We start from the raw sequence: 12,864 nt of genomic DNA, 5'->3' as shown, positions 1-12,864 counted from the left end.
ATTTATGTTTGTCTTTGAATATGAAAAACCAACTATGAAAAAAACAATTACGTTACTATGCTTCGTATTTACTACCATTAACTTTGCTCAAGTAAAAGGAAAAGTAACTACGAACAACAACAAACCATTATCTTTTGTAAGTATCTATTTAGAAAATAGTATTACAGGAACTACGACTAATGATAATGGAGATTATGAATTAGCAATAACTAAAAAAGGAGAGCACACAATTGTCTATCAAATTTTAGGATTTAAAACCGTAAAGAAAAAAGTTGACATCTCTTCATTTCCGTTTATTTTAAATGTAAGTCTTTCTGAAGAACAAGTTGCTTTAGATGAAGTTTTAATTTCTTCTAAAGAAAATCCTGCCAATGCAATTATTAGAAATGCTATTGCCAATAAAGCAAAAAACACAGATAAATTTGCTCAGTATAAAGCTGATTTTTATTCTCGTGGATTATTTAAAGTTAAAAACTTACCTAAGAAATTTTTAGGTCAAGAAATTGGTGATATGGGCGGTGGCTTAGATTCTACGAGAACCGGTATTGTATATCTCTCTGAAACCATTTCAAAGATCTCCTTTCAGAAAAAACCTAAAAACTTTAAAGAACATATTATTGCCTCAAAAGTTTCTGGTAGTGATAACGGAATTAGTTTTAATCAAGCAGAAGAAGTGGATTTTAATTTTTATGAAAATTCATTTAATCTAGCAGAGTCCCAAATGATTTCTCCTATTTCTAATGGAGCTTTTAGTTATTACAACTATAAATTAACAGGTACTTTTTACGACAAAAATGCTCGATTGATTAATAAAATTCAATTATTACCTAAACGAAAAAATGATCGCGTATTTAGCGGCTTTATTTATATTGTTGAAGATGATTGGGCTATTTACGGAGCTGATGTTATTGTAACTGGAAATCAAGTAAGCATGCCAATGATTGATACACTTCACATAAAACAAAACTATAATTTCTCTCCTAAAAACAAAGCTTGGGTTCCTGTTACTCAAACCATCGATTTTAAAGCGGGTATGTTTGGATTTAATTTTAATGGAAGATTCTCAGCCGCATATTCAAACTATAACTTCTCTCCTAATTATACCGAAAAATCATTTGGAAGTGAAATTTTATCATTCGCTGAAAATGCTACCGAAAAAGACTCTGTGTATTGGAATAAAATTCGTCCTGTAGCTCTAACTAAAGAAGAAGTTTCTGATTATAAATTGAAAGATAGTATTAAAACGGTAAGAAAATCTAAAAAATATTTAGACTCAATAGACAGCAAAAAAAATAAGTTTAGAATCATGGATATTGTTTCTGGTTACTCATACCGAGATTCTTACAATAAATGGTCGATTAACCTATCATCTCCTATAGAAGATTTAAGCTTTAATACCGTTCAAGGTTGGAATACTTCGGTAGGATTAAGTTACTACAAAACACTTAATAAAAAAGGAAAGAATTTTGGCTTTGGCACTAATGTAAACTATGGTTTTTCTGATAAAGAAATAAGACCTACAGGTTATTTTTATTACAAATGGAATAATACAACAAGACCTATTTTAAATATATCAGGAGGTGTTACTACGGCTCAATTTAATGCAAAACAACCTATTTCAAAATTTTGGAACACTATAAGCTCTGTTTTATTTGAAAGAAACTATATGAAGATTTATGAAAAGGCTTTTGCTAAAGTTTCTTTTTCTCAAGAAGTAACTAACGGATTACACATGTCATCTTCTTTAGAATTTGCCGATAGAAAGCCTTTATTTAACACTGCAGATTATGTAATGTTTCCTAAAAAAGATGTAAGCTATACCTCTAACAATCCGCAAGAACCTAATAATTTCACCTCATCTTTTACACCTCATAAAATGTGGTCGTTTACTGTTGGTGCCAACATCAATTTTGGTCAAAAATATTTATCATATCCAAACGGAAAATATAACGTAGGTAATAAAAAATATCCATCATTATTTATCGGTTATAAAAAGAATTTTGGCTCTGGTAATTCTGAGTGGAACTCAGACGTTGTGTATTCTCAATTAAATCAACGTATTTCCCTCAGTAACTGGGGTGAATTCAAATACAAAGCCAAAGGTGGAGTGTTTTTAAAAAAGAAAGATATTCCTTTTATAGATTATGCGCACTTTAACGGAAACCGTTTATTAGTTGCTCCAAAAGATAATTATTTAGACAATTTTTATATGCTGCCATACTATCAATTAAGTACAAACGATAAATATGGCGAATTGCATGGAGAGTATAATTTTAAAGGAGCTCTTTTAAGTAAGATTCCTTTATTAAATAAATTAAACTTTCATTTAGTTACTGGAGCAAAAGGGTTGTTTACTGTAGGTAATAAACCATACACTGAATTTGCGGTTGGTTTAGACAATATTGGCTTTGGTAAATGGCGTTTTTTACGTGTAGATTTTGCTCGTTCTAACTTTAACGGAAGAAATGAAAATCGAGTAGTATTCGGAATTAAATTGTAATTTCGTAGTATGAATATTAATGTACTGCTTTTTGGTATTGCAACAGATTTAGCAGGTAGTTCTTCTATTAAAATAGAACTACCTGTTAATTCTACTATTGCAAGTTTTAAGGAAATAATTTCTCAACATTCTCAATTGAAAAATATGAGCACTTATGCAGTAGCCGTCAACGAAAGTTATGCTACTGATGAGACTATTATCAATAAAAATGATGTAATTGCGATTATTCCTCCAGTTAGTGGAGGATAATATTTATTTTTTTAAATACTTCCCGACAAAGAATGTTCCGAATGGTAAGATTGATAGTAAACATACCATTCCAAAAGTTTTATTACTCCACTTAAGCTCATACTTTAACATGATAGCTAAAACAATATAGATTACGAATAAAATTCCATGAGGCATTCCTAACATTTTTACATACTCTGGGTTTCCTTGTAAATATTTTATTGGTGTAGCTATAAAAAGCAATAGAATGTAAGATATTCCTTCTAGCCAGCTAATTAGTTTAAAAAAATTAATCATGTTTGTATTTTAAAATTTGGTTATTAACGATACTGATACATTACGTCCTGGAGCAGATACTCCTGATGCAAATTCTCTGTAATGCTGATCGAATAAATTAGTTAATTGTGTTTGAACAGTGATATTAGAATTCACTTCATATTTTCCATACAATCCAAAGGTCATCCAACTTGGAGTTCCGTAATATTTATCAACATCATTTGTAGCATTTTCATCAACTATTGGAGTTTGTTGTTGATTGTCTATTCCTTCTATTAAATTATAATCTTTAATATCTTTTTTAGCATTGAAAACCATGTTAGCACCTGCTTCAAACTTTCCTTTAGAATAGTTTAAATCAAACCTACCAAATAACGGAGGAATAGAAGATAGTGGTCCGCTTGATATTTCATCTTTATCAAAAGTATGTCCTTTAGTATAGGTAACCGTACCCAAAGCTTTCCAGTTTTTATGCAATCTCCCTTGAAAACTAGCTGTAAAACCAGTTATATATGCCCTTCCTAAGTTTTGATTTGCTAAAATCTCGTTGTTAGCAGCCGAATAATTCTCTCCATCGTAAGCAATTATATTAGTACCTAATATTGGAGTTTTAACAATTATTTGATCTATAATTGTGTAGTAAGCGTTTACACCAACTCTAAACTTTCTATTATTAAAATATTTCTGTAATCCAACTTCAAAATTATAAGCAAACTCAGGTCCTAAATCGGTATTTGGTATCGTTAACTCCCCGTTTTTCTCTCTTACTTTACCAACATCATCTATATTTGGAGATCTAAATCCTGATGAAATTACACTATTAAATTGCCAAGTTCTATTAGGTTTATATACATAACCAATGGTTGCTGTTAATGACTGGTTATCTACATGAATATCATCTTCGTCTAAACTAATAAATGTATTATCAATCCATTTTGCTTTTAAAACAGTATGCGTTGCTCTAACACCTGTATTTAAAGTAGACTTATCATTAATATCTTGACGATAATCAGCATAAATAGCAGAACTTAAGTAACTACTTCCACCATCTGGGTAACGAGATTGCACAGGGAAACTTCCATTAAACCCTATTATTTTCCCGTTCTCAACATTTAAAATTTTTCCTGAAGGCATTGAAGCTACATCGTTATATGCTACTTCAAAACCATAACCTAAATTCCTTTTTTTAGCCAATGGTACAGTGAAATCACCATTTAAGCTAAAAACATCCACTTCTTCTTCTCTATATGTTCTTTCTAAGCTTCCAAACTTTCTTTGAATACGGCTTTCTTTAACGTTTTGATATGCAAAAGTAATGGTACCCTTATCTAACCATTTCTTCTTCGGATTAATTTCTAATTGAGGTGAAATTAGCAAACGTTTTTGCGGACCGTAATACCATTCTGCAAACTTTAAGTTTCCATTTTTAAGTTCCGTTAACCTATCAAAACGAGGAACATTAGAAGATGTAGAATATTGAATATTTACTTTTAGATCGGTACTTTTTGATAACGGAACATAAAACTTCTGCAAAACATCTGTTTGACTAAACCCTGTATTTCTTTGAAGATTAACATCTTTATTTAAGGTAGGATTCTCATTATAGTTTCCGTTTAAATTATCAGAATAAAAATATACTTTTCCCCAGTCATCAAAACCATGAGAACGATTTTTACCCATTTTTAAATCTCCAAAATTACTATGCGATATACTCGTAAAAGAAGCCCACTTTTTAAATTGAAGTTCTGTCGAAACAGTATTTGTAACTTCATTGTTTACTGAGCTGTATCGTAAAAAATGACTTCCCTTAATATTATTCTTCTCCGACAACTTTGGTGTTTTCGTGTAATAATGAATCACACCACCTAGTGCATCAGAACCATAAATAACTGATGATGGTCCAAAAACAATTTCGGTTCTATCTAGTAAGTTAGGACTAACTGTTATAGAATTTTGTAGATGTCCTTTTCTATAAATTGCATTATTCAATCTTACCCCATCAACAACTAATAAAACACGATTACTCTCCATACCTCTAAGTACAGGGCTACCACCTCCAAATTGAGATTTTTGAACTTTAACCCCTGGAATATTAGCTAATAAATCGGCAGAAGTTTGAGGAGATAATTTTTGTATTTCTTTAGCAGAAACTACCGCTATTTGTTCAGCAATTCTATTGGTTTTTGCTTTGTTTTTAAAGACGGATACAACAACCTCATCTAACTGCTCAGAGTGTTTAGATAAATAAACTTGGTAATCATTTTTCTTAAGTGCAGATTTTTTTTCTTGAAACTCAGCATAAGTAACATGAGAAAAAACAAGAAGTTCGTCTTTCTTAAAAGCAGAAATATTTACAACACCACTACCATTACTAATTGCCGAAGTGGTTTTGGTTTTATTAAACACCGCCACACCTTCAATTGGCTTACCTGTTTCGGCATCAATTACAGTAAGGTTTTGCGAAAAAATAGAGGTGATTATCAGTAAAAAAAATACAGTTACAACTTGCTTCATATATCAACTAAACACGGTTTCTAAAACGTCTAAAGATTTAGGTTTTCTAAAACCCTCCAAATGTAATTCAAAATATTGAATTATAGTTCGCAGGATTATTTGTCTTTCATTTTTATTGTATAAAACTGTATCTATTGCATCAAAATTTATGCCTAATAGCCTTTTAAAAAGAACTAATTCATTTCCGGCTACTGTTAATCTTTCATATTCAACATCAGTAAACCTTCCTTCCAATAAATTAAATGCTTTTTTTTCAGGCTCAGAAACATCAGGATAGAACCCTAAATACCTTGATAAATTCAACAAAAAAAGCAAATGGAAATTAGCAATATTATCATGAGTATCTAGCCAAACCAAGCCAGCTTCTATATATTCATATAAAGGTGAGTTTTTTTCTTCTTCTTGAATAATACTTGACAATACTTCTGACAAAAAAAGCACTATTGTCTGTTTTATTACCGAAGTATGGATATTCTCATAAGGATGAATAACCTGAATCTCTTTAATAGAATTTAATGTATTCTTATTATTATGATTTGCAGTAATTAATAATTGATTTAAAGACTGAAAGTGTGCAGCTTTTAACTTACCTCTTTTAGCCTTTAAAACTCCTTTTAACATATACGATTTAACTCCATCTTCTAAAGTAAAACACTTAACTATTAAACTTGTATCGCTATATTTTAAGGCACTTAAAACAATTGCTTTAGTAGTAATTAATGCCATCCTAAATTTTCAAATCAATTATTAATACTTATCAAAGATATTTAATATTAACGACAAAAAATTGATACTTTCGTATAAATTAGACCACGGAATTTATGGCGTTAGAAATAGAAAGAAAGTTTATCGTAAAGTCTACTGACTTTAAAGTATCTGCATATAAAAAACACTTTATTAAACAAGGTTTTTTAAACTCTAATAAAGAGCGCGTTGTTAGAGTTCGTATAAAAGATGAAAATAGTTTTCTTACTATTAAAGGAAAATCAAATAAAACTGGAACTACTCGCTATGAATGGGAAAAAGAAATTGACATAAATGAAGCTAATGATTTACTTAATTTATGTGAAGAAGGAGTAATTGAAAAATATCGTTATTTAGTAAAGGTTGATGACCATACTTTCGAAGTAGACGAATTTTTAGGTGATAATAAAGGATTACTTATAGCAGAAGTAGAATTAGAAAATGAACATGATACTTTCACTAAACCAGATTGGTTAGGAGAAGAAGTTACTGGAATAAATAAGTATTACAATTCTAATTTAAGTAAAAAACCTTTTTTAAAATGGTAATAAAAAGGTTAAAGCAATGCTTTAACCTTCTTTCTTTACCCCTAAAGAACGTGAGCCCCCCAGATCACAATTCCTTTTCTATGTGGCTAAATTATATAGGTTTTTTAAAAGTTTTGAAAGATTTAAACAATTGGTAGTAAAAATTAAATATTACGTTAAAAAAACACAATAATTGACATTATAAATTATACGGAAAACGAATAAAAACCTGAGTTCCTGTTGCTTTTTCATCAGATACATCTTCAATATCAACTTTAATTTCTTGACCATACATTAACTCTAATCTTTCTTTGACTAAGTTAATCCCGTAAGATTTTTTATTTAATAACTGCTTATCTTTTTTCCTTTGAGAAGCATTTAAGCCTATACCATTATCAACAACTTTAACAACAATATCTTTTTTCTCCAACTGTACACTTAAAATTAACTTATTATCACCTTTTTTTAAACTCAATCCATGCCATATGGCATTTTCTACAAAAGGCTGTAAAAAAAGAGGCACTACTTTTAACTCTTGAATATTAATATTATTACCTATCTCTTTTTCAAAAACAAAGCTGTTTTTCAACCTCATTTGTTCTAACTTTATATAAATAGATAAAACATCTAATTCTTCTTTTAATGAAATTGAATTTTTATTAGTTGCTCGAAGTACTTTTCTAATTAAAGATGAAAATTTAGTAATGTAATCTGAAGCTTCATCTACTTTATTCTGAATTACAAAATTATTTATCGAATTTAAGGAGTTAAATAAAAAATGAGGGTTCATTTGACTTTTTAAAGCTGTTAACTTTAATTCAGAAATTTGATTTCTCTGTTTTAATAAGTAAATCTCTACTTTATTTTTTTGCTTAATTATTTCTCTAAAATAATTTCCGATTAAAATTGCAAATATGGTACTTTGAATAATTGCTCCAATAAAATAATAAAACATTCTGTGCACCTTGAAATCAATTAAATATAATTCACCTTTAACCATTTTAATTGAACTAATATTTGCCAATATTAAAAATAAAATAGACCCTAATAATAGATAAAAAACTTGTTTTGATTTCTTTTTTGAAACAACAAAAAATATATAAAACGCGCAAAAAGAAGTAAAAGGAACAGACCAAGCAACTGCCAATTTCTGAACTTCGTAACCCCATAAAAATTGAATTACAACTAAAAAAAATGCTAGCAACAACAATCCCTTCGAAAGATTAACCGCTCCTTTATCTAACTTTGGAAAGTTCTGCTTTGTATCTACTAAACTTCTGCAAAAATGTATAAAATAAGCATAACCTATATACTGTATAGAAAAACTAATGTATTGATAATAATACTGAACTGTTTCATTTGTAAATGCATCTCTTACTAAATAAACAGTTAAGCAAAAAAGATAAATACTATAATACCTATGCAAAACATCTCGGTTTTGAACATATATTATAAAATGATACACAAAAAGAACCAGTAGTCCTCCTCGTATCCAAGAATAAAACGGAGATGTAATATCCTGTAACACTATTTATCTAAATGCAGTTTTTTTATCAATTCTGTTTTTTTACTTCTACTAACACTAACAATTGTACCATCTAACATTGTTAATTCATTCACTCCTTTATTATATTCCGTAGCATGATTTAAGTTTACTACATAAGAATTATGAACTCGAACAAACTCAGGGCAAGGAAATTTTTTATGAATTTCTTTTAATGTTTTAGTCGCAATAATTTTTTTACCAGAAGTTAAACTAATTGTTGTATAACTTTTATCTGATTTTAAATAAAGTACAGTTTCTTTATCTATAAGATACACTTTACCATCAGCTGAAATATTTATCTTAGGCGATAAATTTGCCGGTATAGTAACTTGTTTTTCTTCATTTATAATTTTCTTTATCGCCAAGTTGAGCTCATCAACATCTATTGGTTTTAAAAGATAGTCAAATGCTTTTGCTTTAACTGCCTTAATTCCATATTCATCGTAAGCTGTAGTAAAAATCACTTTAAAATCCCTATCAGGAAACTTTTCTATAAAAGAAAAGCCATCCATTTCTGGCATTTGAATATCAAGAAATAAAATATCAGGTTCTACTTCCTTCAATAATTCTATACCAATTAAAGGCGAACTACATTTAGTTATCGAAATTTCTTCTTTTACATATTTATTTAATTTCCATTCTAATACTTCTAAAGCATCTTTTTCATCATCAATTATTAATATCTTTAACATATACCATTGTTTTAACTTGTTTCTTTAGGAAACTTTATTAACACTTTTGTGCCAATAGTTTCCTCATCACTTATTTTAACAAAATTGCTCTGGGGGGTATAAATTAAATTTAATCTACTCTTTATGGTGTCAATACCGAAAGATTTTCGTTGAATATTTTGAGAGTTTTTTCTGTTTTTAGACTCTTCAAAACCTATTCCATTATCAATTACTTCAGTAAAAATATAATTCTCTTTCTCTCTAATATTAATTGTTAGTTTTTTTTCTCCTTCTTTTAAACTTAGTCCATGCCATATAGCATTCTCAACAAAAGGCTGTAAGTAAAGAGGTACAACTTTTAATTCTTCTACATCAATATTTTCTTCCACATTAATTTCATACAAAAAACTATTTCTTAGTCTAGCTTGCTCAATATTAATATATAATTCTGAAATACGTAACTCTTCAGCTAAAGAAATTGAAACTTTTTCTGTTGTTTGAAGTACTTTTCTAACTAACGATGAAAATTTAGTTATATATATTGATGCCTCTTCTTTTTTGTTTTGAAGTACAAAATTATTTATTGAATTTAATGAATTAAATAAAAAATGAGGGTTCATTTTATTTTTAAAAGCTGTCATTTTCAACTTATATAACTGTGATGATTTCTCTAATAAATCATATTCAATTTTACTCTTTTCTATTTCAATTTTTTGCAAAGCATCTGCTAGTAAAAAAGCATAAATTGTGGTTTGAATTAATATTCCAATAAAATAATAAAACATACTATGTACTTTTAAATTTATTAGAAAAAACTCCCCTCTAATCATCTTAATTACTGTAATGTTTGCGCATATTAAAAGGATTACTGATCCCATTAAAGAATAGATTCCTTCTTTCGAAAAAATCACTTTAACATAAGATAATCTTATTATAAAAATTATTGAAAGTAATGGCGCTCCATAAATCAGTACTTGCTTTTGAAATTCAAATCCAAAAAAGAATTGAACTATTAAAAGAACAAATCCCATAACCAATAATGATTTTGCTATAAAACTCGCCTCTTTATCCCATGCTGGATAGTCTCTTTTTGTATCTAACAAACTTCTAGTAAAATGAATGTAAAAAGAAAATGCTAAGAATTGAATTGAAAACATTAAATATTCATAAACCTGAACCATAGATTCAGACCGAAAGGCATCTTTAATCAGAAAGATAAAAACCCCTAAAAGGTATATTGAATAGTATTTATAAACATCTTCTTTGTGTTTTAAATAAAACACAAAATGATAAAGTAATAAGAGGAATACTCCCCCTCTAATCCAAGAATAAAATAATGAATTAACGTCTAACAACATTCCTCTAAATATAGAGAAATATGGTTAAAAAATGACAAAAACTACCTAAAAGAACAAAAACATGAAAAATTACGTGATTGTATTTAATTTTTCCAATAGAATAAAAAATAGCTCCAATTGTATAAAATAAACCTCCAGCAATCAAATAAATAAGTCCTTCACTAGATAAATTATTCACGAGTGGCTTAATCAAAAAAACTACTTGCCACCCCATAATTAAATATAATGCTGTAGATAATTTATCAAATCTTCCTGTAAAAAAAAGTTTTAAAATAATTCCAGTTAAGGCAAATAACCAAACAAAAATAAACATATACCAACCTGTTTGTTCTGGTAGAACCACTAAACAAAAAGGCGTGTAACTTCCTGCTATTAAAACATAAATTGCAGCATGATCAAAAATATTTAGCTTTCGTCTAAGTTTGGGCTCTTTAGCTGCGTGGTAAAAAGTAGATGCGGCATACAAAACAACCATACTTATTCCGTAGATAACAAAACTTATTTGTTGCCAAAAACCTAAATAGCTTAATCCTTTTTTTAATAAAAAAAACACTCCTATTAAACTCATTAGCAGCCCAAAGCCATGAGTTAAAACGTTTAATCGTTCTTCTGTATCGCTATAATGGTGATTTAAATTCTCGCTCATTGTTTGGTCGGTTAGTATCTTTCATGTACAACTCATCATTTATTAACTCATTATACACAATATCAAAGGTTTTCTTTTTTAAGTGGTCTTTGTCTTCTATTGTTAAACCTTCTGTTTGAATAAAAGTACATTGTTTATTCCTAAAAACACCTGGTCCTCCTTTAAAAAAATCCCAAGAAAACAAGCGTTTTGCATCGTAATATACTTGAGTAACAATTGACATTTGATATTGTATAGCCAAACTAAATGCGCCATTTGTAAATGGTGCTAAAACAACATCCTCAGTTGGCACCAGTCCCTCTGGAAAAATGGCAATACTTAATCCTTTATCTAATCGTTTCTTTATACGTGTGTATACTTCTTTTCTACTTTTAGGATCACTTCTATCTACCATTACTACTGCTTTCTTATAGAAAAAACCAAATATTGGTAATTTTACTAATTCTTTTTTTCCTACAAATAAAAGCGGATTCTTATTCATTGCAATCATAATCCAAGGATCTAATAATGATGCGTGATTTGCTATAAATACATAGCTTTTATCTGGATCCGTTTCTTGCTCTTTATCTATTTTTAATCGAAATCCCATTCCGTAGATTAAATAAAACGACCAAGCTCTCATCAACTTCCAAAAAGTACCATAATACTTTTCATCAGATAAAAGCACCAATAAAACCGGAACCATTAAAAGTACCGATACTATAATTAAAAAATAAAACCAAATTCGCCAAATTAGACGGAAAGGAAAAAGTAAATATTTCATAACTGCGAATGTAGTAATTTCTTTTGTTTGATGAATTTTAAGCTTATTTTTGCTTACTAAATTTAATTCTGATCAATGTCAGAATAAAACATTTCAAAGTAGAAATATGTCAAGAGTTTTAACCGGAGTACAAAGTACTGGAACCCCACACTTAGGAAATTTATTAGGAGCAATTTTACCAGCCATCGAAATGGCTAATGATCCTAAAAATGAATCGTTTTTATTTATTGCTGATATGCATTCTTTAACTCAAATTAAAGATGGTAAGCAATTACGTGAAAACACCTATAGTACTGCAGCTACTTGGCTTGCTTGTGGAATTGACATTAATAAAACAGTTTTTTATCGTCAAAGCGATATTCCAGAAGTTACTGAGTTAACTTGGTATTTAAGCTGTTATTTTCCATACCAACGTTTAACCTTAGCACATAGTTTTAAAGACAAAGCAGATCGTTTATCGGATGTAAACTCTGGTTTATTTACATACCCTATGCTAATGGCTGCAGATATTTTATTATACGATGCTGAAGTTGTTCCTGTAGGAAAAGACCAGTTGCAGCATTTAGAAATGACTCGTGATGTAGCTAGTAGAATAAACAACGTAATTGGTGATACTTTAATTTTACCACAAGCAAAAGTAAACGAAAACACAAAGCTGGTTCCTGGTACCGATGGTGAAAAAATGAGTAAATCGAGAAATAATTTTATCGATATCTTTTTACCAGAAAAGAAATTGCGTAAGCAAATTATGGGAATTCAAACGGATAGTAAAGCTTTAGAAGACCCTAAAAATCCTGATACTGATAATGTTTTTGCATTATATAAATTATTAGCTTCTGAAGAACAAATTGCTAAAATGCGTGCTAATTATGAAAATGGAGGTTATGGTTACGGACATGCAAAACAAGCTTTACATGAGTTAATTCTTGAAAAATTTGCGGATGTTCGGGCTAAATACAATCACTATATGGAAAATCGTCATGAAATTGACGAAGCCTTAGCTATTGGTGCTGAAAAAGCACGTGTAATTGCAAAAGACGTATTAAAAAGAGTACGTGATAAGGTAGGATATTAATAAAAATGGATTTCAA

The 12,864-nt window shown here is 29.2% G+C and carries 12 protein-coding genes; 4 read left to right on the top strand and 8 right to left on the bottom strand.

Annotation, left to right across the window (positions count from 1 at the left end):
* Positions 1 to 34: 34 nt before the first annotated feature.
* Positions 35 to 2,500, top strand: coding sequence for a DUF5686 and carboxypeptidase regulatory-like domain-containing protein (locus H3Z83_RS10175; protein WP_182125380.1), 2,466 nt, complete (start codon positions 35 to 37; stop codon positions 2,498 to 2,500).
* Positions 2,501 to 2,509: 9 nt separating this feature from the next.
* A complete protein-coding gene (gene moaD / locus H3Z83_RS10170; RefSeq protein WP_182125379.1) occupies positions 2,510 to 2,749 on the top strand; it encodes a molybdopterin converting factor subunit 1 in 240 nt (79 codons plus the stop codon).
* Between the two features lie 3 nt (positions 2,750 to 2,752).
* Here the strand turns inward: moaD and H3Z83_RS10165 are convergent, their stop codons facing one another.
* The 3 genes from H3Z83_RS10165 to recO are packed head-to-tail and all read right to left on the bottom strand — an operon-like array spanning position 2,753 to position 6,244.
* Positions 2,753 to 3,025: a DUF3817 domain-containing protein gene (locus tag H3Z83_RS10165; protein ID WP_182125378.1), complete on the bottom strand. Its 273-nt coding sequence runs from the start codon at positions 3,023 to 3,025 to the stop codon at positions 2,753 to 2,755.
* Between the two features lie 9 nt (positions 3,026 to 3,034).
* Positions 3,035 to 5,518 (bottom strand): TonB-dependent receptor, encoded by a 2,484-nt coding sequence (locus H3Z83_RS10160; protein WP_182125377.1) that lies wholly within the window; start codon positions 5,516 to 5,518, stop codon positions 3,035 to 3,037.
* Positions 5,519 to 5,521: 3 nt separating this feature from the next.
* The gene (gene recO / locus H3Z83_RS10155; RefSeq protein ID WP_182125376.1) at positions 5,522 to 6,244 is read right to left on the bottom strand and encodes a DNA repair protein RecO; all 723 of its coding nucleotides are present in this window, start codon (positions 6,242 to 6,244) and stop codon (positions 5,522 to 5,524) included.
* A 95-nt stretch (positions 6,245 to 6,339) separates the two neighbouring features.
* Between recO and H3Z83_RS10150 the strand changes: the two genes are divergently transcribed.
* Positions 6,340 to 6,810, top strand: a complete 471-nt coding sequence (locus H3Z83_RS10150) for a CYTH domain-containing protein (protein ID WP_182125375.1) — start codon at positions 6,340 to 6,342, stop codon at positions 6,808 to 6,810.
* A gap of 178 nt (positions 6,811 to 6,988) precedes the next feature.
* On the opposite strand, the gene H3Z83_RS10145 is transcribed toward H3Z83_RS10150, so the two are convergent.
* The 5 genes from H3Z83_RS10145 to H3Z83_RS10125 are packed head-to-tail and all read right to left on the bottom strand — an operon-like array spanning position 6,989 to position 11,773.
* Positions 6,989 to 8,317, bottom strand: coding sequence for a histidine kinase (locus H3Z83_RS10145; protein WP_182125374.1), 1,329 nt, complete (start codon positions 8,315 to 8,317; stop codon positions 6,989 to 6,991).
* On the bottom strand, positions 8,317 to 9,027 hold the full coding sequence (locus H3Z83_RS10140) for a LytR/AlgR family response regulator transcription factor (RefSeq protein ID WP_182125373.1): 711 nt from the start codon (positions 9,025 to 9,027) through the stop codon (positions 8,317 to 8,319). The genes H3Z83_RS10145 and H3Z83_RS10140 overlap by 1 nt, the downstream gene beginning before the upstream one ends.
* Positions 9,028 to 9,038: 11 nt before the next feature.
* Positions 9,039 to 10,364: a sensor histidine kinase gene (locus H3Z83_RS10135; RefSeq protein WP_182125372.1), complete on the bottom strand. Its 1,326-nt coding sequence runs from the start codon at positions 10,362 to 10,364 to the stop codon at positions 9,039 to 9,041.
* A gap of 4 nt (positions 10,365 to 10,368) precedes the next feature.
* Entirely contained in the window at positions 10,369 to 11,010 is a 642-nt protein-coding gene (trhA, locus tag H3Z83_RS10130) for a PAQR family membrane homeostasis protein TrhA (RefSeq protein ID WP_182125371.1), read from the bottom strand.
* Positions 10,982 to 11,773, bottom strand: coding sequence for a lysophospholipid acyltransferase family protein (locus tag H3Z83_RS10125; protein ID WP_246337530.1), 792 nt, complete (start codon positions 11,771 to 11,773; stop codon positions 10,982 to 10,984). Before H3Z83_RS10125 ends, trhA begins: the two co-directional genes overlap by 29 nt.
* Before the next feature lie 106 nt (positions 11,774 to 11,879).
* Here H3Z83_RS10125 and trpS point away from each other — a divergent pair, with 106 nt between their 5' ends.
* The gene (gene trpS / locus H3Z83_RS10120) at positions 11,880 to 12,848 is read left to right on the top strand and encodes a tryptophan--tRNA ligase (RefSeq protein ID WP_182125370.1); all 969 of its coding nucleotides are present in this window, start codon (positions 11,880 to 11,882) and stop codon (positions 12,846 to 12,848) included.
* Positions 12,849 to 12,864 lie beyond the last annotated feature (16 nt).

Source organism: Tenacibaculum pelagium (assembly GCF_014062345.1).
GTDB lineage: Bacteria > Bacteroidota > Bacteroidia > Flavobacteriales > Flavobacteriaceae > Polaribacter > Polaribacter pelagius.
Note: the sequence above shows the minus strand (reverse complement) of the source record. Positions and strands in the feature narration are given on the sequence as shown.

Bases quoted from the DNA above. Each gene is read 5' to 3' on its own strand.
- H3Z83_RS10135 (WP_182125372.1), bottom strand. From the start codon at position 10,364: ATGTTGTTAGACGTTAATTCATTATTTTATTCTTGGATTAGAGGGGGA.
- H3Z83_RS10160 (WP_182125377.1), bottom strand. From the start codon at position 5,518: ATGAAGCAAGTTGTAACTGTATTTTTTTTACTGATAATCACCTCTATT.
- H3Z83_RS10140 (WP_182125373.1), bottom strand. From the start codon at position 9,027: ATGTTAAAGATATTAATAATTGATGATGAAAAAGATGCTTTAGAAGTA.
- H3Z83_RS10165 (WP_182125378.1), bottom strand. From the start codon at position 3,025: ATGATTAATTTTTTTAAACTAATTAGCTGGCTAGAAGGAATATCTTAC.
- trpS (WP_182125370.1), top strand. From the start codon at position 11,880: ATGTCAAGAGTTTTAACCGGAGTACAAAGTACTGGAACCCCACACTTA.
- recO (WP_182125376.1), bottom strand. From the start codon at position 6,244: ATGGCATTAATTACTACTAAAGCAATTGTTTTAAGTGCCTTAAAATAT.
- moaD (WP_182125379.1), top strand. From the start codon at position 2,510: ATGAATATTAATGTACTGCTTTTTGGTATTGCAACAGATTTAGCAGGT.
- trhA (WP_182125371.1), bottom strand. From the start codon at position 11,010: ATGAGCGAGAATTTAAATCACCATTATAGCGATACAGAAGAACGATTA.
- H3Z83_RS10150 (WP_182125375.1), top strand. From the start codon at position 6,340: ATGGCGTTAGAAATAGAAAGAAAGTTTATCGTAAAGTCTACTGACTTT.
- H3Z83_RS10125 (WP_246337530.1), bottom strand. From the start codon at position 11,773: ATGAAATATTTACTTTTTCCTTTCCGTCTAATTTGGCGAATTTGGTTT.
- H3Z83_RS10175 (WP_182125380.1), top strand. From the start codon at position 35: ATGAAAAAAACAATTACGTTACTATGCTTCGTATTTACTACCATTAAC.